This window comes from Mesorhizobium sp. P3_A2, from assembly GCF_056403115.1.
The window spans coordinates 104,417-125,256 of the sequence record NZ_JBFUGC010000011.1; the positions used below are offsets into that span (position 1 = coordinate 104,417).

Consider the following 20,840-nt stretch of genomic DNA (forward strand, 5'->3'; position numbering starts at 1 on the left):
TAGCTATTTCCGCCACGGCGTCAGCCGCGGCAGCCAGCCGGGGACGTTGCGGCGGTAGGTCTCGTATTCGGCGCCATACCGGCGGGCCAGCGTCGGCTCTTCGTAGAGCTTCACGAAGGAGCCCATGACGATCGCGCCGATGACGGCATAGGCGATGACGGTCCAGCTTGAAAACAGCAGCGCCTGGCCGAGGATAATCGACAGCACGGCGACATACATCGGGTTGCGGACATGGCGGTAGACGCCGCCGATCACCAGCCTCTCGGTGGGCGCGACCGGCGCCGGTGTGCCGAGGCCTTCAAGCGCGAAGCGGGCAAAGGAATGAATGAGCAGGGCGATGGCCGCGACGATCAGAAGCCAGCCGAGCGGAACGAAACCGGGCACAGTCGATAGCGGCACATGGTAGTGATCCGTCAGCAGCCAGGGCACCACACCGGCGACGACGCAGGGCGCTGCGATGAAGAAGACCGCGCTGCCGGCGATCGCCTGAGGTGTCCGCATTTCAGGTCTCCCTTGCCGACGGCCTGATGTTCTGATTCCGACCGATGCCGAAAAAATAAACGCGCTCTGCCTGATTCCGTGTCATTTGGCATTTTCGCGCTTTGGCGCAAAAATCGGTCCGGTTACGGTTCTGTGACAGCTATGGGCCGGTCGCGCAGGCCATTTGAAGTCTTTTTCTGGTCCTATCGTGCCCTAAAATGGGTTAGACCACAGCCTGCGCCTTTTTGCATGCGTGTGTTGCAAAATAGATGCTTGTTTCTTGGGCATGATGAGCACATATATAGATCATCTCCTGGGCGCGTTCTCCTCCCATTAGCGCCCTCGAGTGTTCCCCTCTGGAGGTTAGCCTTAACAGGCACTTCCAATCAAACTCAGCCGGATCTTCATTGATCCGGCTTTTTTGTTTTCAGGCCTGCCGCAACCGGTGAAAAACCGACCGGAATTGCCGCGTAACAGTGACATGTAACCTCAGGTAACATATCGCAGGCGCGATTCATCGTTTAAGCAGATCATAGGACGCGGTGTGGTTCGTCCGAGAGATGGGGGCATCACTCGGAAGATCCGGGCTCAGGCGGCTACCGCGTCCGAACCTATTCGTCTGCCAGTGCCGTCGGGCGCGGCGGATACATGCGGCGGACCTGCCGTTTTCCTTCCAAGAAGACGGTCCGCAATAAGAGCGGCGTCCGGATCATCCGGGCGCCGTTTTTTGTGCGAATCAGCCACCGCCTGTCAGGCAGCCTTGCCGTTGGCGTTCATCGCCTCGTCGGCCAACCGCCCGGTAAGCTCGGCCATATGGTCGAAGGCACAGCGATAGCTGGCGACGCCGGCGGTCGCCGAGCGCAGTTCGATGATCAGATCGCCGATCTCGGCCTGCGGCATGGTCGCCTCAACGACATCCCATCCCGGCCAGTCGGGCCGTGCGTCGTAGCCGAGGATCTGGCCGCGCCGCTGCGGGATCAGCGCGATGATCTTCGAGGTGGCTTCGGACGGCGTGACGATCTCGACCTTCATTATCGGCTCGAGCAGCACCGGCGAGCACGCCGCCATGCCTTCCTTCATCGCGAGTTTGGCTGCCATCTGGAAGGCCATGTCGGATGAATCGACGGCATGGTAGGAGCCGTCGGAGAGGTTGACGGCAACATCGACCACAGGGAAGCCGAGCGGGCCGGATTTCAGATAATCGCGCACGCCGGTTTCGACCGACTGGATGTAGGTCTTGGGCACGACGCCGCCGGTGATGGTGTCCGAGAACTGGAAGCCGGAACCGCGCGGCAGCGGCTTGATCTCGATCACCACATCGCCGAATTGGCCATGGCCGCCCGACTGCTTCTTGTGGCGGCCGCGCTGCTGCACCGTCTTGCGGATCGTCTCGCGATAGGGGACCGCAGGCGCGTGGCCTTCGACCGGGATCTGGTTCTTGCCTTCCAGCCGCTCGCGCACGACCCGCAGATGCATCTCGCCATGGCCGGACAGCACGGTTTCGGCGGAGTCTTGGTTGTGGCGCAGGCTGAGCGAGGGATCTTCCTCGGCCAGGCGCTGGATGGCCGCCGACATCTTGACCTCGTCCTTGCGCTCCTTCGGCCGCAGGGCGAAGGCGAAGACCGGCTGTGGGGGCGCGAGCGTAATCAGCGGCTTGATGCCGCCCTTGGTGGAGCTCAACGTCTGGCCGGTCTTGACATCGTCCAGCTTGCCCAGCGCCACCGTGTCGCCCGCCTTGGCGGCGGTGAGCTTGGACTGGTCCTTGCCGAGCATCTTGTAGATGCCGGAGACCTTCGCCGTCTCGCCGTTCGACAGGAAAAGCTCTGTGGCGTCGGCGAGTTGGCCCGACAGGATGCGTGACACAGACAGCTTGCCGCCATGCGCGGTGTGGATGGTCTTCATCACCTGGACCACCGTCTGATTGCCGTCCGGCACCCCGAGGCGCTTGCGGGTCGCCTCTACATCCGGCGCGTCATGGCGGATCGCCTTCAACAGACGCAGCACGCCATTGCCCCTTTCGGCGGTGCCGATCAGCACCGGCGTTATGGCGCCGGCCCGCAGGTCGGCGGCGAGGTCGTCGAAGACCGCGTCTTTCGGCGGCTCGATCTCCTCCAGCAACTGCTCCATCAGCTGGTCGTCGTGATCGGCAAGCGTCTCCAGCATGGAGAAGCGGGCCTCAAGCTCGCGCGCCTTGTCGTCAGTTGGTATTTCGGCAACCTGGCTTTCGGCATATTCGCGGTAGATGTAGGCGCGCTCCAGCGCCAGGTCGATCGAACCGATCACCACATTGTCCTTGCGCAGCGGAATCTGGCGCAGCAGCAGTGGCGCCGCGCTCGTCGGCTGCAGCATCTTCAGCGTGTCGCGCACGCCGGCGATCGCCTTGTCGACCTTGTTGAGGAACAGGATGCGCGGCACGCCGAGATCATCGAGCTTGCGCATGATCAGCTGCAAGGCCGGGATCTTCTTCTCGTCGGCCTCGGCGACAACCACGGCGAGGTCGCAGGCGGCCAGCACCGGCTCGGCCTCGAAGGAGAATTCGATCGAGCCGGGACAGTCGACGAAGGTGACCTGCTCGCCCATGAATTCGGTTGTGGCAAAGGTAGCCTCGACGCTCATGGCGTGCGCCCGCGCCTCGGGCGAATGATCGGAAACGGTGCTTCCCGATGAAACGGGATTTTGGCGGGGGATGGCGCCCGTACGGGCGAGGATGGCTTCGAGAAGTGTCGTCTTACCGCTTGCAAAGGGACCGACTATGGCAATGCATTTCGGTCCCGTGCGTCGTCCTCCGGCGCGAGTACCCATGGCTGACCTCCACTCAGGCGTTGCCCTTGGAGTGCGATCAGCAAAAGTGGAAACGGTTTTGCGCCGATCGCACCCTGTCGTGAGCGGCGGCCGGCCTGTTCGACCGTCGCGGGCGGGGTTGTTTTCATTTTGCCACCTGCCCAAACCCATCGTCCCACGGGTTAGGCGGCAGGGCAAGGAAAATAGAAATCGGCGTGCGCCGCCGTCAGGCGGAGAGGGCGAGAAGCGGGATTAGAAACATGTCGGGAAGTTTTCAGCGGCCCTGGCTTCGCCGCGCCGGCGTGGCTGCACTCTGCTTCACCACCGTTTCGGCGTAGCGCGACAACAGCGGGTTGAACAGGTTTGGGCGTTCCCAGAAAGGTGCATGGCCGGCGTCCGGGATGACATGGCACTGTTCCCATAGCGAGGCGTAGGCCACCGTCTCGAAGTAGCTCAGCCGCACCAGCGGATCATGCTCTCCATTGATCACCGCGACCGGGAACGGAGCGTGTTCCACCACCTGTTTCTGGTCGGCGCCCTTGCCGGCAAACATGCTGCGCGCCACGCCGGCGCGCAGCCTGCCGTCGGTGCGCCTTATGGCTTCACGGAATGACGGACTGGCGGTGTCGCCGAAGCAAAGCGCCTCAAAGCGCTCGATGTCGCGTTCGGAGTAGACCTTCTTGGAGGCGAGCAGCATGTCCCAATTGGCGTGAAAGCCGCGCAGCATGCCGAGCGGTCCTCTCGGCACCGGCGGTGCCCCGGTCAGAACCAGGCCGTTCACCGCATGGTGGAAGCTGGCAAGTTCGATCGCCACATGGCCGCCGAGCGACCAGCCGAAGATGATGGCGCGGTCGATGCCCAGGGCGTCGAGAAGGCGGGCGGTGGTCTGGGCCAGGCCGGTAATCGTGTAGGCGGTTGCCGGATCGCGGGCATCCGATGACTCGCCATGGCCGGGAAGGTCGAAGGCGATCAGCCGATGGGCATCGGCGAGCGGACTGTCGAACTGACGGGCAAACACGGCGCGCGAGGAACCTGAGCCATGGATCATGACGATGGGCATGCCGGATCCCGACGACTGGCTGAGGCGCAAATCGGCCTGCGGCGTGCGGATGGTGCGGTCAGTGATGCTCATGCTGGATTAGACCTTCAGATTGCCTGAAGGCCAACATCGCATCGCGGGCTCTATATGTTCTTTAAACATGTGGTTAAGAAAGGATTTCCAGAAATCGACCATCGGCGTGCCCACCGGCTCCATGGCAACCACCGCGGAATCCCGACAATGGAACCAGTTCTCGATCTTCTTGTCTCGATCTGCAGCATCGCGACGCTTGGCCAGTATGTCTGGTCGATGCGGGCGCATTTCCAACCGCAGGCCATGTCTCCAGGCGCCATGGCAATATCGGCGGCGGTCATCGCCACTGCGCTGTTCTTTCTCGCCATACTGTGGATCCAGTCGCAGCCGGTTTCGGCAAAGCTCACCGGACTTGCCGTCGAACTGGCGAGCTCTGCCCTGTTCTGGTGGGCGATTGCCACGTCGCGCAAGGCGCGGCTGCGCTTCGCCTTCGCGCCCGACGATCCGCACAGCCTGCTGACCGACGGCCCCTACGGCTATGTCCGCCACCCGTTCTATACGTCCTACATCATCTTCTGGATCGGATGGGGGATCGCGACGTGGTCGATCTGGGCGGTGGTGCCGGTCGCAGGGATCGCCATCCTTTACGTGTTTGCGGCGCTCGACGAAGAGAAGAAATTTTCGCGCACGCCGCTGGCTGGCGACTATCAGGCCTATCGAGGCCGAGCCGGCCTGTTCTGGCCGCGGCTGGGGTGGTAGGCAGGGGGGTAGGGTTTGCCGGATTGAGGATCGCCAGATGAAGATAATCTCCTGCGGCAGCGTGCCGACCATCATCGCGCCGGAGAAGTATTTCACCGGCCGCGTGTTGCAGACGCCGATCATCGAGAGGCAAGCGCCGGCGCGGCTGCGCGCCACGCTGGTCAGCTTCGAGCCCGGCGCGCGCACCCACTGGCACACGCATCCGCTCGGACAGACACTCTATGTCACCGCGGGCGCCGGCCTTGCGCAGACATGGGGCGGCCCGATCCAGGAGATCAGGGCCGGCGACGTCATCTCGTTCGAGCCCGGCGAAAAACACTGGCACGGAGCGGGTCCGAAAACGACGATGAGCCATGTCGCCATGCAGGAGGCGCTTGACGGCGTCCATGCCGATTGGATGGAAGCGGTAACCTCTGAACAATATGGCGGCTGAGCGCATGGCGAGCGAAATCGCATGCGCCAACGCTTCGCTACCGCCTATGCCGGAACTAGAGGCATGAGGCGCCAACAGAAAAACCGGCGGTGACGCCGGGTTTTTCTGTTTCAGGCTGGCCTGATCAGGTCAGCGATGCCGTAAAGCGCTGGATGCGTGTGCAGGCTTCCTCCAGCAGCGTCTCCGACGTCGCGTAGGAGATGCGGAAGTTGGGGCCGAGGCCGAAGGCCAAGCCGAACACCACCGCGACACCCTCGGCCTCGAGCAGTTCGGAGCAGAAGGCCTCGTCGGTGTCGATCACCTTGCCGGCCTTGGTCTTCTTGCCGATCAGCTGGGCGCAGGACGGATAGACGTAGAAGGCGCCTTCGGGCGACGGGCAGCTTATGCCGCGCGCCTGGTTGAGCATCGACACGACGAGATCGCGCCTCCCTTGAAAAATCGCCTTGTTCTTGGCGACGAAATCCTGCGGACCGTTGAGTGCCTCGACCGAGGCCCACTGTGCGATGGTGCAGGCGCCGGAGGTCTGCTGGCCCTGGATCATGTCCATCGCCTTGATCAGCTGGACGGGACCCGCCGCATAGCCGATGCGCCAGCCGGTCATGGCATAGGCTTTCGACACGCCATTCATGGTCAGCGTGCGCTCATAAAGCTTCGGCTCGACCTCGGCGATCGTCTTGAAGACGAAATCGCCATAGGTCAGGTGCTCATACATGTCGTCGGTCAGCGTCCAGACATGCGGATGTTTCAAGAGCACGTCGGCCAGCGCGCGCAGCTCGGCCTCCGTATAGGCGGCGCCCGACGGGTTCGACGGCGAGTTCATCAGCAGCCATTTGGTCTTCGGCGTAATCGCCTTTTCCAGCACGGCTGGCGTCAGCTTGAAACCATTGTCGATCGAGGTGTCGGCAAACACCGAGGTGCCGCCGCAGATCGCCACCATTTCGGGGTAGCTGACCCAGTAGGGGCGGGGGATGATGACCTCGTCGCCCGGGTTCAGCGTCGCCATGAAAGCGTTGAACAGGATCTGCTTGCCGCCGGTGCCGACAATGGTCTGCTCGGGCTTGTAGTCAAGATTGTTCTCGCGCTTGAACTTTTTGGCGATCGCCTCGCGCAGCGGCACGATGCCCGATACCGGCGGGTACTTGGTCTCGCCACGGCGGATCGCCTCGATCGCCGCATTCTTGATGTTGTCGGGCGTATCGAAATCCGGTTCGCCGGCGCCGAGGCCGATAATGTCACGGCCGGCATTTTTCAGCTCGCGGGCTTTCTGCGTCACCGCGATGGTGGCGGAAGGCTTCACGCGGGAAAGGGCGTCGGCAAGAAAGGCCATGACCAGATATCTCCAGAGGGGTCGGCGCAGCGGGAACAGCTGCGGCGCTTCTCATGTCGCATCAACCCGCCAAGTGCAAGCATTGTCGGATGAGCCAGGGCTCAAGGAGGTGTGAAGATCGGCTTTGGGACGCCGCCTGCGCCAAGTTTACACCCGGGTTGTGTGAAGCAATCCATGGAGCGCATCCCCGGCAAGAATAAATTCATCAACGGCCGCTAAAACCTTTGACGGCAGGATCGCCAGCCATTTCGCCTGTCTCGCGGAGCGAGGGACCCTTGTCACGCAGCATCGGGCTTGCCCATCTCATCCGTAATGATGACGGCACCTCGTCGGGTGTCTGGGGTATCTATACGCTGCAAAGCGCCTTCCAGCCGATCTTCGCCTTCAAAGAGGGCAAATTGTCGGTGGCGGCGTTCGAGGGGCTGATCCGGCCGTTTCGCGGCGGCGAGCCGCAATCGCCGATGAGTTTCTTCTCGACCTGTCCGGCCGGCGACCGCCTGCATATCGAGGCGTTGACGCGCACGCTGCATTTGCTCAACGCCGGCGCCTGCCTGCCGCAAGAGGCCTCGATCTTCGTCAATTTCGACCCGTCGGTGTTCACCGAGCGCTCCATCGTCGACAACGCGCTGCGCGACATGCGCCTGGTGCTGCACGAGGCGGGGATCGATCCGCGCCGCATCGTGTGCGAGGTGACCGAGCAGAGGTCGGCGTCGCAGGAAACGCTTTACAGCTTCGTCGAGGCGCTGCGGGCCAATGGCTTCCGCATCGCCGTTGACGACTATGGCGCCGATGAATCCGACATCAATCGCATCAAGGAACTCAAGCCGGACATCGTCAAATTCGATGCGCACTGGATTACGCAGCTGATGGAGTCAGGCGCCGGCTTCGCCCTGTTGACCACCATGGTGACGAACTTCGAACAGCAAGGCATCCGCACCGTGTTCGAGGGCATCGAGGAGGGCTGGCAACTTGAACTCGCCGAGAAATCGGGCGCCTCGATGGTGCAAGGTTTCGTGCTGGCGAAGCCGGAACTGGCGCCGACCAGTTTTCGCGTTTTCGGCAAGGATGCGCAGCCACCTGTCGCGGCGGTCGAGCCAGTCAAGGCGCCTGCCGGCCGAACCGCTTCAGCACGGCCGGGCCGGGTGTTCGGGCGCAGGACCGGGCCATGACCGGGCAGCGCGAGCGGCGGCGCGATGTCGGCGAAGCGATCTTCGCCGACGAGGTTGGCATCGAATACGGCGTCTATGGCGCGTTCCGGCTGAAGAGCGCCTACCAGCCGATCTTTGCGCCACGCGGCGGCGCTCTGGCGGCGGTCGCGGTCGAGGCCCTGGTCGAACCGCACCGAGCGGCCATGCCGGTTGCGCCGGCCGTGTTCTTCGACAGCATCGCAGCGGGCGACCGCCTGTTTGTCGAGACGATGTGCCGGATGCTGCATCTGAGAAACTTCCGCAACATCGGCGTCGATGGGCTCGACCTGTTCTTCAACTACAACCCGATGATCAACGATCATCTCGGGCGGGCGCTGGCTGAGATCCGGCTGATGACCCGGCATCTCGGCGATCTCGACCTGCATGCCGGCATGCTGGTCTGCGAAATCACCGAGCAGGCCGCCGACGATCATGTGCTGGCCCCGCTGGTGCGCGAGATACGGCGCCACGGCGTTCGCGTCGCCATCGATGATTTCGGCACCGGCCATTCGACCGCCGAGCGGATGAGCCTGCTTCAACCTAACATCGTGAAGATCGACGGCGGCTGGTTCGCCGAGTTCTGCCGCCACGCTGCCGCCGAGCGCTTCTTCCGGCCGCTCGTCTCGTCGCTGCACGATCGCGGTGCCAAGGTGCTGGTCGAAGGCATCGAGCAATCCGTGCATCTGCGCGTCGCGCTGGATGGCGGTGTCGACCTGCTGCAGGGGTATCACCTTGGCCGCCCGGCGCTGGCCGGCACGATCTTCAACCAGCAGCCGCTGTCGATCGAGGCGCTGCTGGGTGCTGACAACAAGGTGGTGCCGTTGCATCTGCGGAGGTGATTTTGTCCTCACGCTTGCCGCCGCTTCGCGGCTCGCTCCGGACGGGGCGCGCCAACGGGCGCGACGCCCGGTCGGGCTTGCGGCCTTCGGCCGGTAGCGCGAATTCAGAGAGGGCGAACTCGGCCCGCGCGAAGTTCGGCAAACGCCTGCTCGGCAAGCTTATCCAGTCTGCCAGCCTTGGCGTCGGTCTCGATCTGCATATCCCACACATCTGCCTGAAACGCCTCGAACCATGCGGCAAAGGCCTTCAATTCCTCGGGGCTTAGCGCTGCGACGGATTTTTCGATCTGTTCAAGCTTGGTCATGAGCCGAAATAGCATGGCCGACGTTGCAGAGTGAAATGGCTTAACCCCAGACAAACAAAAAGGCGGGATAAATCCCGCCTTCCCATTTTCGGTAGCCTGATCGGGAGCTTTAAGTCCGGGCTGGCAGCTATCTGCTGATCCAGCTGGTCGGGTCTTTCCACTCCAGCGCGCTTCTCGCGCGACTGTCAGTACATCCGTGACTTGCCGCGCGCCCCGAACTCTCGTCCGGCGCGCGCTATCGCAAAATCAGGCTGCCTTGCTCAGAGAACCAGCGGACGACTTGCCAGTGCGGCGGTCCTGCTCGATCTCGAAGTTGATTTTCTGGCCTTCGACCAGGGTCGACAGTCCAGCGCGCTCGACAGCGGAGATGTGGACGAAAACGTCCGCGCCGCCCGAATCAGGCTGAATGAAGCCGAAGCCCTTGGTGGCATTGAACCACTTGACCGTACCAGTTGCCATATAAATAGTCCTCGCATTTGCTTTGGTTTGACCGAACCGAGGTTCAGCCGGTGTGTATCGAGATTTTGGAGATAGACGTCAGCAAACGCGAAGATCGCGAGGCCCGGATCGATCGGCCGAAATATCAATGGACCTGATATAGGCGGGTTTTACACCAAAAACAAGATGGGTCGAAAAATGGCGCCGCCCAAAGGCCGCCCCAATCGCATGAAAGCGTTGAGCAATCGGGAAGATCGGGGCGCCCCACGGCGTTAGTCCGGTTTTGGGAGGCAACCATGAAAACCGTCGCGAAAACCATTCTGCTGGCTGTCTGCCTGACGCTGGCGGCCGCCGAAGCGCAGGCGATTTCGCGCTACGACCCCACTCGTATGAGCTGCGACAGGGTGCAGGGCACGATCGCCCGCCAGGGCGCGGTGATCCTGCGCTATCAGTCCAGGCGCGTACCGGGGCTGCCGCTCTTCGACCGCTACGTGCAGAGCCAGCAATTCTGCAATATCGGCGAGGTCAGGAAACGCGCCTATGTGCCGAGCGCCGATACCGAATCCTGCCCGGTCTATCTCTGCAAGCGGATCGAGAACGACCATTTTCATCGCCGCTTTCTGCGCCGTCATTAGGGCACGTCGATATTCAGGTGATGCGGGCCTGCAAATGGCTGATACCTGCGCTTCCGGTGCTCACGTACGAAAAGTACGCTCCGCTCCGGTTCTCGATATCAGCCATTTTCGACTCGGCCTGACCTGAATCTCAACGTACCCTGGGTGGCATGCGATGATGGTTAGCGCCTTAGAACCCGAACGAGACCTGTGCCGGGGGCGGCGGGCCGACGCGTACGCCTTCCATGGCCAGCATCTTTTCCTTGGTGGCCGAGCCGCCCGGGGCCGAGAAGCCGCCGATCTTGCCGCCCGCGGCCAGGATGCGATGGCAGGGGATGACCAGCGGCACGGGATTGGCGCCGAGCGCGGCGCCGGTTTCGCGCGGCAGGCCGGGTTGGCCGGCGCGCTTGGCCAGTTCGCCATAGGTGGTGGTTTCGCCATAACCAAGCTTTCGCGCCGCGTCGTAGATGGCGAGGCGGAAGTCGTCGACGCCGTCAAGATCGACCGGCACGCCGGAGAAATCGACGTCCTCGCCTGAGGCATAGGCCTTGATCGAGGCGATCAGTTCGACGACCCATTGCGGCTGCGCGGTATTGGCTGAGACACCGGCATGGCGCATCAGCCGGCGCTCCACCGCTTCGCGGCTCTTTTCGGGCAGGCAGAGCCGGATCAGGCCCCTTTCGCTCCAGGCGATGCCCATGAAGCCGATCACTGTTTCTAACACTGCGTGACCGGCTGTGATCGAAGATGTCGTTTCCATGATGCGCTCCTTTCCGCAAAGTGGCGAAAACCGGCATACCGACCGGTACATATGCAGAACAATATGGCATCTGGCCCCAGCTCTCGCCACCCGAAAACCACCGGATGGCCCCGATTGCTCACCAGGAATCGCTGGTGTAAGGACTTCTTAACAACCCGACAAACCGGACCCGCGCGGCTTGCCAGCAAAATTCAACTTTATTGCGATCTGCGTGATCGTCGGTGCCGCCGCACTCAGCGGCTGCCAATCGACCTCGCAGATGAAGGCTACGCCTGCGTTGACCGAAACGGCGACCGCCGCTGGCAGCGATGCCGGCTTCACCGTGCCGCTGCCCGACACGGTTTCAGTGCTGCCGCAATCCTCAGGGGTTACACCCGTTCAGGCGGCCGAAGCGGCGCCCGTAACCCCAGCGCTCGATTCCGCTACGCAGCCGACCGCCGCGACAGCGGCTTTTGCCGGCGCGACGCCGACAGTGGCAGCCATGCCCGCCGTCATGACCGCCAATGCCTGGCAGGCGCCGGCGCCTGGCAAAGCCGGGCAGCCAGTTGCCGCTGAGACGTATACGACCGCCGGGCTTGTCATGCCGGCGACTGCCGCAGGTGGCCAGAAAACCTTGCCCGGCGTGCAGCAGGTCGCCTATGTCGGGCCGCAGAATCCGGCTGCCCTGGTGCAGTTCCCCGCCGCGCCGCTCAGCCCCGCGCCGGCAGAAGCCACCGGCATGCGCGGCGACATCGACCAGCTGATCCAGAAATATGCCGCGCTCTACGAGGTGCCTGTCGATCTGGTGCGCCATGTCGTCAACCGCGAAAGCACCTACAATCCCAAGGCCTACAACAACGGCCATTGGGGGCTGATGCAGATCAAGCACACGACGGCGCGCGGCATGGGCTATGACGGCCCGGCCAAGGGCCTGTTCGATGCTGAGACCAATCTGAAATACGCGGTCAAATATCTGCGCGGCGCCTGGCTGTGTGCCGACGGCAACGCCAAGAAGGCCGACTGGCTCTACCAGACCGGCTATTATTTCGACGCCAAGCGCAAAGGCCTGCTCGAGGCCACCGGCCTCGGTGTCGACCGCAAGCGCCGCCGGCTGCAGCCCGACGCCTGAGCGCCATGCCTGAACCGCGCCCGCCGGCTCCAAACGACATCCGGCTGCGCAAGATCCTCGACGAGACGCTCGTTGCACCGCACTGGCCGGACGGCTTTGCCATGCGCTGCTTCGAACATGGTGACGCGCAACCCCTGCATGCGCTGCTGAGCGAGGTGTTCGATGACGGCACCGACGGACCCTTCGACGAATGGTGGCCGCGTATCTCAGGCGATGCCGAATTCGACCCGGCGCTGTGTTTCCTGGTCATCGACGCCAAAGGACGGCTGGCTGCGGCAGCGCTGTGCTGGACGAGGGCCTTCGTGAAGGACCTCGCCGTTCATCCCGAGGCGCGCGGCAAAGGCATTGGCGAAGCGCTGATGTGGCAGGCTTTCAACGCCTTTCGCGATCGAGGCGCGCCCCATGTCGACCTCAAGACCAACACGGTCGAGAACGCCGCAGCGCTCAGGCTCTACGAGCGGCTGGGAATGATTCAAGTCGCTTGGGAAGGCTAAGGCTTCTGTTTTGACGCAATTCCCAAGGGAAAGCGCTACGCGCTTTTCCCGGGAAAACCGGTTCCCACTTTTCCTGGAATTGCTCGCGAGCTGTTGAAATCCTTCGGATTGTGAACTGTTTCACATAGGCCGCTGCAACCGGATGCTACCTCACCATCCGTGCCTTTCGTCCGATGGCGGATCGACGACTGGCAGATGTGGAGGCGGCTGCACCGGCATGTGTTCAGCCACTCCTTGGCGGGTCCCAGGCGGGGGTTTGGGGCCCGCCAGTCGTCTGCAGCCAGCCTTCAAATATCAGGCGCATTGCCGATCTTCTTCTTGAGCTCGAGCGCCCAGGCGCGGCCCTCGTCGCCGCCCCACAATAGCCAGGCGATGGTGCCTGCCGACGGATTGTCTTCATTGCCGTAATTCTTGCCGCGCTTGTCGACCTCGTGGCGAGCGAAATAGCTGACCATGCGGCGGATGGTGGACGGCGCGAGTTTTTCGCGGTTCTTCAATTCGGTGGCGCGGGCGACGCCGATCTCGGTGCCGCCGCGCCCGAACTGCTTGCGCAGTCGCAGCCCCTTGGCTGCGTTGTCGGCGACGATCTGCGGGCAACGCAGGTCGATCTCTTCGGTGGTCTGCTCGTGCATGTGTGCTCCCCTGATCTCCAGAGATCTAGCCGACAGGAACAATACGGCAAGGCGAGCCCGTTTCCCGGATCAAAAATGTCGGAACCGATCGCCGTGAAACGTCCTCAGGCCGTAGAGCAATCCGCGCCGGGACGCCGGCGCGACGGCCAAGGAGACGACCATGATCACCTTCCCCAACGAATCCGCCAGATATCGCACCGCGCGTGAAAAACTCCTGCAGAAGGAAATCGAGTTGCGCCGCGCCATGGAGGCCGTGGCTGTCGCCAGACGCGCTTTGCCGCCAGGCGGGCTGGTGCCGCAGGATTATGTCTTCGACGGGCTTGGCCCGGACGGCAAGCCGGCGCGGATAAAACTGTCGGAACTGTTTGCGCCGGGCAAGGATTCGCTGATCCTCTACAACATGATGTTTCCGCGCCATCCGCAGGAAACGCGCGATGTGGCGGCCAGCGGCGAGACCGCGAAGCTGGCGAGGCAGGACCAGCCATGCCCGTCCTGCACGGCGCTGCTCGACCAGTTCGACGGCGCCGTCGGGCATCTCGAAGCCGCCGGCTTCAATTTCGCTGTGGTCGGCAAGACCGCGCTCGAAAACATGATCGCGCTTGGCCGCGACCGCGGCTGGAAGAACATCCGGCTCGTTTCCTCAGCCGGCAATACCTTCAAGCGCGACTACCACGCCGAGGCCGATGACGGCGCGCAATTGCCGCTGATGTCGGTGTTTCACCGCGACGGAGACGGCATCAGGCATTTCTGGTCGTCCGAGCTCGGCTTCGCGCCAACGGACCCCGGCCAGGACCCACGCGCCATCGGGACCTGCGAGATCCTGTGGAACCTGATGGATTTCACGCCGGAGGGCCGGCCGGATTGGAATGAGCAGCTGCAGTATGGGTGTTGTCACTGAGGGTGGCGCGGGGCGCTCCTGCCCCGGCATCGTTTCAGCTCACCAGGCGCCGGCGCTGCCCCTCATCTGCCTGTCGGCATCTTCTCCCCGTATTGTGACGGGGAGAAGGGGGCTGGCCGCAACGCCGGCACCCTTCCTGCAACGCTGGCAGTTGGCGAAATCTTGGACGCAAGCCTCTTTCTCCCCGTCACTATACGGGGAGAAATGCCCGGCAGGGCAATGAGGGGCAGCGCTGACATCTGTTGGCCCGCCCTGTGCGCGGGCGATTGTGACGTAGATTCGATGCGGAATCGAGGAGGAGTGAATGCCCAGGATCGACATCTCAGCCGTGCCCGTCCGCAAAGGCTCCGGCTACCCCGCGCCCTTCGACGCCCCTTGCCTCGAGCGCACGCGGCGGCGGCTCGGCGATGCCGGCGGCCTCACCGACTTTGGCGTCAACCTGATGACCCTGCCGCCCGGCGGCTGGTCGAGCCAGCGGCACTGGCACAGCCATGAGGACGAGCTCGTCTATGTGCTGGAAGGCGAGTTGGTGCTGGTCGAGGATGGCGGCGAGACGCTGCTCAGGGCAGGCGACTGCGCGACCTTTGCGAAGAACAGCGGCAACGGGCATCACATGATCAACCGCTCGTCGACGACGGCGCGCTATCTCGAAGTCGGCTCGCGCTCTCTAGACGATGTCATAACCTGCTCCGACATCGACATGATGAGCCCGAGTTCGGACGGCCGGTTCCTGCACAAGGACGGCACGCCGTATCCGGGGCAGGGGTAAGTACTGGACGGCGCTGGCGTTCCGTCCGCGCCGGGATAAGCTCCCTGCAAACAAAGGGAGATCACAGTGAAAAAAGAAATCATCGAAGTGCCGGTGCTGTCGGCGGCGGTGCGGGCGCTGGGCGTGCCGCTGTCGCTGGTGACCAAGGGCGCGGGACAGGTCTTCGTCTCCGGCATGCCACCGCTCGATCTCTCAACCGGCAGACTGGTCAAGGGCGACATCGAGGTGCAGACCGAGGCGTCGCTCAGGGCGTTGCGCCATTGCCTGGAAGCGGCGGGAAGCTCGCTGGAGAACGTGCTGATGGTGCGTATCTACGCCGCCAATGCCGGCTTCTACAACGCCATCAACCGCGTCTACGGCCGGCACTTTCCCGAAAACCCGCCATCGCGAACCTTCGTGCCGGTGGCGTCCTGGCCGATGGAGTTCGATATCGAGATCGAGTGCGTGGCGGTGGGGTGAGGAGAATCAGAATCTCTTGGCTATATCCGCGACTGCTAGAGGGCTTGCCTTGACCGTCTGGTCCCCGCTTCGAAAAAATATCTCCTCGCCAACGCTGGAGATGGCTTTCTGCGAGGGAACCGAGATTACAACAACTCCCAAATCGTAGTAATTGTTAAGATCAATATGCGCGAGAACGGCTTGCTTAAGCGGCTCTGACAGGTGCGAGTTGGCGATGGCATCCCGCCATTGTCTTAGGTAGTCCTCCCGGGATATTCCGAGTACATCTGATTCTCGAAAAACACCCACAATGGATCTTCCGCCGATTTCGCGGGGCTTAATTTTGTCGAGCTCAACGATCCGTCTCGTGTCAGCATCTTTATCGGAAACACCAATAAGTACTTTGCCAGATGAGGTTGGGCCGATGTTTGCGATGGCGCAAATCGTGTGAATGACTTGATCAAATACACTCAGGTCAACGTCTCTTTTATCATTGAGGCGAACAAAGCCTTGCTTAAGTTCGTAGTTTGGCAATTCTATGATCGAGCGCCTAACGATATTCTCAATGTCCACAACGCTATGATCGTTGTATATAATTTTCTTCAGCTCATCCCCTTTGGCGTTGACAAGGTGCTTTTCTATCATTCCAACGACCACGTCGACGTTTTCCTGCCTCTCCTTTGGAGATGTCGCTTTCCGACCTGTGTTTAACCTGTCGACGATATTAATGATTGATTTATTTATACCTTTATAGTCGGCAATTATCTTGCTTCGGTTAATAAATATATCATGGAAAGCTAAAAATATTACGGCAAATACACTAGGAAAGGCGTTAGTGTTTTTCTGAGAAAAAATGATCGATCGCAATTTTTGATCAGACGAAGCGCATACCTTTTTTATTTCGTCGATGCAGTATTTAAATTCATCGGACAGGCGCTCTTTCCCGTAGACGCCCAGCGCTGCCTCTATGGCCTTTGATTCCTCACTTTCTGAATCGTAAACTTGATCAAGTGCGTCCTTGGATCGATCAATTGGTTCGCCGTTGACGACGCAAGCTGAGATGTCGGCGACGCATTGTTCGTCTAAACTGTCTCTAAGGTCTGTGGATCGAAGAATCCCTTGATCGACCCAAAACACATCTTCAGCTTGAACCGAGTAGCCATACTTCGATTTTGGCAAATCAATACTAATTGATGGCATGTCGAATAATTCTAAGGTTTGCTTGGAAACGTCTCCACGAATTTCGCAGGAAAGCTCACGAACAAACTTTGAGAACTCGGTTTCAACCCCCGCCTGCCGTCTTTCTTGGTCGCTTAGGCGGTGGCCGTAAGTATTGATTCGATCAAAGACGTCCGTGATTTCTTTCTCCGTAGCGTTTCTCATAATTGACATAGGCAATGCATAGTCAAGTATAACTGAAACTTCCTTGGGAGATATTTTCTTTACGCCATCGAGTACGTCAAATAAATCCGAGTATCTCTTGGCTGACGCGAATTCCTGTACGTCAAAATAAGAGCCATCGATTGTAGCGTAGGCGTGCTCGATGAATGAGACGATGCTGTGGAGCCGCTGTAGCCCGTCGATAATCTCAAATTTCCCAACAGTTTCTTGGCGTTCTGCGAGTAATATTGCTGGGAGCGGATATTTTCTCAGAAGAGAGTCAATTAACTTCTGTTTCTCTTCGAGGGTCCAGACCAACTTTCTCTGGTAACGTCTATTAACCTCAAGCTTCCCTTCTCTGTACCAATTATATACCGTCTGAACTGACGTCGGCTGCGAAGCAAGATCGGCCATGATTCATCCTTGGTGTTAGGGCATCATAGTTAACCCAACGCATAACTTGGCGCTAGGTGGATGTAGAGAGATATACGTCGGCAAGCCGGCGGCTCTAACGCCTCACGGCAATTGCTAGGTCATCGATTTAACAGCCCTACTGCCCGCCATTGATCTTCCCCACGAGGGAGGAGATCAGCTAATCCGCTCAGGCAAAATACTCCTGCAGCGGCCTGACCTCCAGGCTCCCCGCCTTCAACGCCGCAATCGCCTCAGCCACCGCGGCAGCCCCCGACAGCGTGGTGTAATACGGAACCTTCTGCATCAGCGTGGCGCGGCGCAGTGACTTGGAGTCCGACACCGCCTTCTGGCCATCCGTCGTGTTGAAGACGATCTGGACCTGGCGGTTGCGGATGGCGTCTTCGATGTGGGGGCGTCCCTCGAGCACCTTGTTGATCTTCTCGGCGACCACGCCGTTTTCGGCGAGGAAGCGCTGGGTGCCGGACGTCGCGAGCACTTTGAAGCCCTGGCCGGCGAGGCGCTTGACCGCCGGCAGGATGCCCTTCTTGTCCTCGTCGCGGACCGAGACGAACAGCGTGCCGGAGCGTGGCAGGTCGACGCCGGCGCCGAGCTGGCTCTTGGCGAAGGCCAGCGCAAAGTCGCGGTCGAGGCCCATGACCTCACCGGTCGAGCGCATTTCCGGGCCGAGCAGGATGTCGACGCCGGGGAAGCGGGCGAAGGGGAAGACGGCTTCCTTGACCGCGATGTGGCCGGGGTTGCGGGGATCGGGCATGGCGCCGTAATGGGCGAAGGCGTCTTCCAGCTTCTCGCCGGCCATGATGCGGGCGGCGATCTTGGCGATGGGCCGGCCGATGGTCTTGGCGACGAAGGGCACGGTGCGCGATGCCCGCGGGTTGACCTCCAGCACATAGACCGTGCCGTCCTTGATCGCATACTGCACGTTCATCAACCCGCCGACATTCAGCGCGCGGGCAAGCGCCGCCGTCTGGCGCTCCAGCTCGTCGACTAGCTCCGAAGGCAGCGAGTGAACGGGGAGCGAGCAGGCCGAGTCGCCCGAATGGATGCCGGCCTCCTCGATATGCTCCAGGATACCCGACACGAACGTGTCCGTGCCGTCGCAGAGGCAGTCGACATCGACCTCGATGGCGCCGGAGAGATAGGTGTCGAACAAAAGCGGATTCTTGCCCAGCAGCGTGTTGATCTGGCCGGTCTTGTCGTTGGGGTATTTCTGCTTGATGTCCTCCGGCACCAGGCCAGGCACGGTGTCGAGCAGGTAGCTCTGCAACATGCCCTCGTCATGGATGATCTGCATGGCGCGGCCGCCGAGCACATAGGAGGGGCGCACCACCAGCGGGAAGCCGAGCTCGCCGGCAACGAGGCGGGCCTGCTCGACCGAATAGGCGATGCCGTTCTTCGGCTGGGTCAGGTTCAGCTTGTGAAGCAGCTTCTGGAAGCGGTCGCGGTCTTCGGCGAGATCGATCATGTCAGGTGACGTTCCGAGGATCGGGATGCCGGCCTTCTCCAGCGCGTCGGCGAGCTTCAGCGGCGTCTGGCCGCCGAACTGGACGATGACGCCGACCAGCTCGCCCGACGCCTGTTCGGCGCGCAGGATCTCAAGCACGTCCTCGGCCGTCAGCGGCTCGAAATAGAGCCGGTCGGAGGTGTCGTAATCGGTCGACACCGTCTCCGGGTTGCAGTTGATCATGATCGCTTCATAGCCGGCGTCGCGTAGCGCAAAGGCGGCATGGCAGCAGCAATAGTCGAACTCGATGCCCTGGCCGATTCGGTTCGGACCGCCGCCGAGGATGACGACCTTCTTGCGCGACGAGACCTGCGCCTCGTTGGCGAGTGCGCCGGCGAAGGGCACTTCGTAGGTGGAATACATGTAGGCGGTGGGTGAGGCGAACTCGGCGGCGCAGGTATCGATGCGCTTATAAACCGGATGAACCTCGAGCTTTTCGCGAGTCTTCGCAATCACTTCGGCGTCGGTCTTCGTCAGCGACGCGAGGCGGGCGTCGGAGAAGCCCATCGCCTTCAGCATGCGCAGATTGACGGCGTCTTGCGGAATGCCGTGCTCGCGGATGCGGGCTTCCATGGCGAGAATGCCGGCGATCTGTTCGAGGAACCACGGGTCGATCTTGCACATGGCGTGCACGTCTTCCAACGAGGTACCCATGCGGATCGCCTGCGCCACCATGCGCAGCCGGTCGGGGGTGGGGGTGCCGAGTGCAGCGCGGATGGCGTTGCGGTCGTCGACGTGGCTGGCGGGCGCAGTGCCATGACCAAGGCCGGGAATCTCGATCTCGTCGAGTCCGGTCAGGCCGGTTTCCAGGCCACGCAGCGCCTTCTGCAAAGACTCCTGAAAAGTGCGGCCGATGGCCATGACTTCGCCGACCGACTTCATGGCTGTGGTCAGCACCGGTTCGGCGCCGGGGAATTTCTCGAAGGCAAAGCGCGGAATCTTGGTGACGACGTAGTCGATCGACGGCTCGAAGGACGCGGGGGTGGCGCCGCCGGTGATGTCGTTCTCCAACTCGTCCAGCGTGTAGCCGACGGCGAGCTTGGCCGCGATCTTGGCGATGGGGAAGCCGGTCGCCTTGGAGGCCAGCGCCGACGAGCGCGAGACGCGCGGGTTCATCTCGATAACGACGAGGCGGCCGTCGGCCGGGTTGACGGCGAACTGGACGTTGGAGCCGCCGGTCTCGACGCCGATCTCGCGCAGCACCGCGATCGAGGCGTTGCGCATCATCTGATATTCTTTGTCGGTGAGCGTCAGGGCAGGGGCGACTGTGATCGAGTCGCCGGTGTGCACGCCCATCGGGTCGATGTTCTCGATCGAGCAGACGATGATGCAATTGTCCGCCTTGTCGCGGACAACCTCCATCTCATACTCCTTCCAGCCGAGCACGCTTTCCTCGATGAGCACTTCGGTGGTCGGCGAGGCGTCGAGGCCGGACTGGACGATGTCGTAGAATTCGGCCCTGTTATAGGCGATGCCGCCGCCGGTGCCGCCCATGGTGAAGGATGGGCGGATGATGGCGGGCAGGCCGACATGGTCGAGCGCCTGGGCGGCGATCGCCATGCCATGGCTGATGTAGCGCTGCTTGCGGTCGCCTTCGCCGAGATTCCAGCGTGTTTCCAGCGCGTCGAGCGCAGCATCAAGATCGGCAGGCGCCTCGGCCTTCAGCGCGGCGCGCTCGGCCTCATGCGTCTTGCGGTCGGTGTTCTTGACGTCGGTGGCGTTGGCCAGCATCGACTTCGGCGTTTCCAGGCCGATCTTCTTCATCGCCTCGCGAAACAAAGCGCGGTCCTCGGCCTTGTCGATGGCCGTGGCGTCGGCGCCGATCATCTCGACATTGTAACGGTCGAGCACGCCCATGCGGCGCAGCGACAAAGCGGTGTTGAGCGCGGTCTGGCCGCCCATGGTCGGCAGCAGCGCGTCGGGCCGCTCCTTGGCGATGATCTTGGCCACCACTTCCGGTGTGATCGGTTCGATATAGGTGGCGTCGGCCAGTTCCGGGTCGGTCATGATGGTGGCCGGATTGGAATTGACCAGGATGACGCGGAAACCTTCCTCCTTCAGCGCCTTGCAGGCCTGGGTGCCGGAATAGTCGAACTCGCAGGCCTGGCCGATGACGATGGGGCCGGCCCCGATGATCAGGATCGACTTGATGTCGGTGCGTCTTGGCATCGTTATGAGTTCCGTTCGGCG

20 protein-coding genes are annotated in these 20,840 nt (G+C 61.8%); 10 read left to right on the forward strand and 10 right to left on the reverse strand.

Translation table 11 applies throughout. The annotated features are described in order from the left end of the window. Positions 1–3: 3 nt before the first annotated feature. From AC1DXM_RS24105 to AC1DXM_RS24115, 3 genes are all read right to left on the reverse strand, one after another. The gene (locus AC1DXM_RS24105; protein WP_477236842.1) at positions 4–501 is read right to left on the reverse strand and encodes a methyltransferase family protein; all 498 of its coding nucleotides are present in this window, start codon (positions 499–501) and stop codon (positions 4–6) included. Positions 502–1,230: 729 nt separating this feature from the next. Then, positions 1,231–3,282, reverse strand: a complete 2,052-nt coding sequence (locus AC1DXM_RS24110; RefSeq protein ID WP_477236844.1) for an elongation factor G — start codon at positions 3,280–3,282, stop codon at positions 1,231–1,233. Positions 3,283–3,535: 253 nt separating this feature from the next. Continuing rightward, on the reverse strand, positions 3,536–4,393 hold the full coding sequence (locus AC1DXM_RS24115) for an alpha/beta fold hydrolase (RefSeq protein WP_477236846.1): 858 nt from the start codon (positions 4,391–4,393) through the stop codon (positions 3,536–3,538). Positions 4,394–4,540: 147 nt separating this feature from the next. Here AC1DXM_RS24115 and AC1DXM_RS24120 point away from each other — a divergent pair, with 147 nt between their 5' ends. Together AC1DXM_RS24120 and AC1DXM_RS24125 are read left to right on the forward strand one after the other, a co-directional pair. Continuing rightward, the gene (locus AC1DXM_RS24120) at positions 4,541–5,092 is read left to right on the forward strand and encodes a methyltransferase family protein (RefSeq protein WP_477236848.1); all 552 of its coding nucleotides are present in this window, start codon (positions 4,541–4,543) and stop codon (positions 5,090–5,092) included. Positions 5,093–5,129: 37 nt separating this feature from the next. Beyond that, on the forward strand, positions 5,130–5,525 hold the full coding sequence (locus AC1DXM_RS24125) for a (R)-mandelonitrile lyase (RefSeq protein WP_477236850.1): 396 nt from the start codon (positions 5,130–5,132) through the stop codon (positions 5,523–5,525). A gap of 124 nt (positions 5,526–5,649) precedes the next feature. Here AC1DXM_RS24125 and AC1DXM_RS24130 read toward each other — a convergent pair whose 3' ends face one another. Beyond that, entirely contained in the window at positions 5,650–6,852 is a 1,203-nt protein-coding gene (locus tag AC1DXM_RS24130) for a pyridoxal phosphate-dependent aminotransferase (RefSeq protein ID WP_477236852.1), read from the reverse strand. Between the two features lie 275 nt (positions 6,853–7,127). Between AC1DXM_RS24130 and AC1DXM_RS24135 the strand changes: the two genes are divergently transcribed. Both AC1DXM_RS24135 and AC1DXM_RS24140 read left to right on the forward strand, forming a co-directional pair. Beyond that, positions 7,128–8,021, forward strand: coding sequence for an EAL domain-containing protein (locus tag AC1DXM_RS24135; protein WP_477236854.1), 894 nt, complete (start codon positions 7,128–7,130; stop codon positions 8,019–8,021). After that, positions 8,018–8,878, forward strand: a complete 861-nt coding sequence (locus AC1DXM_RS24140; RefSeq protein ID WP_477236856.1) for an EAL domain-containing protein — start codon at positions 8,018–8,020, stop codon at positions 8,876–8,878. Before AC1DXM_RS24135 ends, AC1DXM_RS24140 begins: the two co-directional genes overlap by 4 nt. 104 nt (positions 8,879–8,982) lie before the next feature. On the opposite strand, the gene AC1DXM_RS24145 is transcribed toward AC1DXM_RS24140, so the two are convergent. Both AC1DXM_RS24145 and AC1DXM_RS24150 read right to left on the reverse strand, forming a co-directional pair. After that, complete coding sequence (locus tag AC1DXM_RS24145) at positions 8,983–9,183, reverse strand: hypothetical protein (RefSeq protein ID WP_477236858.1); 201 nt, start codon at positions 9,181–9,183, stop codon at positions 8,983–8,985. A 246-nt stretch (positions 9,184–9,429) separates the two neighbouring features. Next, entirely contained in the window at positions 9,430–9,642 is a 213-nt protein-coding gene (locus AC1DXM_RS24150; RefSeq protein WP_015316174.1) for a cold-shock protein, read from the reverse strand. Between the two features lie 275 nt (positions 9,643–9,917). On the opposite strand from AC1DXM_RS24150, the gene AC1DXM_RS24155 reads away from it, so the two are divergent. Then, positions 9,918–10,256: a hypothetical protein gene (locus tag AC1DXM_RS24155; RefSeq protein ID WP_477236861.1), complete on the forward strand. Its 339-nt coding sequence runs from the start codon at positions 9,918–9,920 to the stop codon at positions 10,254–10,256. Between the two features lie 169 nt (positions 10,257–10,425). Here the strand turns inward: AC1DXM_RS24155 and AC1DXM_RS24160 are convergent, their stop codons facing one another. After that, positions 10,426–10,995, reverse strand: coding sequence for a methylated-DNA--[protein]-cysteine S-methyltransferase (locus AC1DXM_RS24160; RefSeq protein WP_477236863.1), 570 nt, complete (start codon positions 10,993–10,995; stop codon positions 10,426–10,428). Positions 10,996–11,173: 178 nt separating this feature from the next. On the opposite strand from AC1DXM_RS24160, the gene AC1DXM_RS24165 reads away from it, so the two are divergent. Then, positions 11,174–12,103, forward strand: a complete 930-nt coding sequence (locus AC1DXM_RS24165; protein WP_477236865.1) for a transglycosylase SLT domain-containing protein — start codon at positions 11,174–11,176, stop codon at positions 12,101–12,103. 5 nt (positions 12,104–12,108) lie between these two features. Then, positions 12,109–12,597 (forward strand): GNAT family N-acetyltransferase, encoded by a 489-nt coding sequence (locus AC1DXM_RS24170; protein WP_477236867.1) that lies wholly within the window; start codon positions 12,109–12,111, stop codon positions 12,595–12,597. Positions 12,598–12,884: 287 nt separating this feature from the next. Here AC1DXM_RS24170 and AC1DXM_RS24175 read toward each other — a convergent pair whose 3' ends face one another. Further along, positions 12,885–13,229, reverse strand: coding sequence for a hypothetical protein (locus tag AC1DXM_RS24175; protein ID WP_477236869.1), 345 nt, complete (start codon positions 13,227–13,229; stop codon positions 12,885–12,887). A gap of 160 nt (positions 13,230–13,389) precedes the next feature. Between AC1DXM_RS24175 and AC1DXM_RS24180 the strand changes: the two genes are divergently transcribed. The 3 genes from AC1DXM_RS24180 (at position 13,390) to AC1DXM_RS24190 (ending at position 15,355) form a co-directional block, all read left to right on the forward strand. After that, a complete protein-coding gene (locus AC1DXM_RS24180; protein WP_477236871.1) occupies positions 13,390–14,127 on the forward strand; it encodes a DUF899 family protein in 738 nt (245 codons plus the stop codon). 304 nt (positions 14,128–14,431) lie between these two features. After that, a complete protein-coding gene (locus AC1DXM_RS24185; RefSeq protein ID WP_477236873.1) occupies positions 14,432–14,896 on the forward strand; it encodes a cupin domain-containing protein in 465 nt (154 codons plus the stop codon). 66 nt (positions 14,897–14,962) lie between these two features. After that, the gene (locus AC1DXM_RS24190; RefSeq protein ID WP_477236875.1) at positions 14,963–15,355 is read left to right on the forward strand and encodes a RidA family protein; all 393 of its coding nucleotides are present in this window, start codon (positions 14,963–14,965) and stop codon (positions 15,353–15,355) included. A gap of 6 nt (positions 15,356–15,361) precedes the next feature. Here the strand turns inward: AC1DXM_RS24190 and AC1DXM_RS24195 are convergent, their stop codons facing one another. Both AC1DXM_RS24195 and carB read right to left on the reverse strand, forming a co-directional pair. Next, positions 15,362–17,128 (reverse strand): GmrSD restriction endonuclease domain-containing protein, encoded by a 1,767-nt coding sequence (locus AC1DXM_RS24195; protein WP_477236877.1) that lies wholly within the window; start codon positions 17,126–17,128, stop codon positions 15,362–15,364. A gap of 187 nt (positions 17,129–17,315) precedes the next feature. Then, a complete protein-coding gene (gene carB / locus AC1DXM_RS24200) occupies positions 17,316–20,819 on the reverse strand; it encodes a carbamoyl-phosphate synthase large subunit (protein WP_477236879.1) in 3,504 nt (1,167 codons plus the stop codon). Between the last annotated feature and the right edge of the window lie 21 nt (positions 20,820–20,840).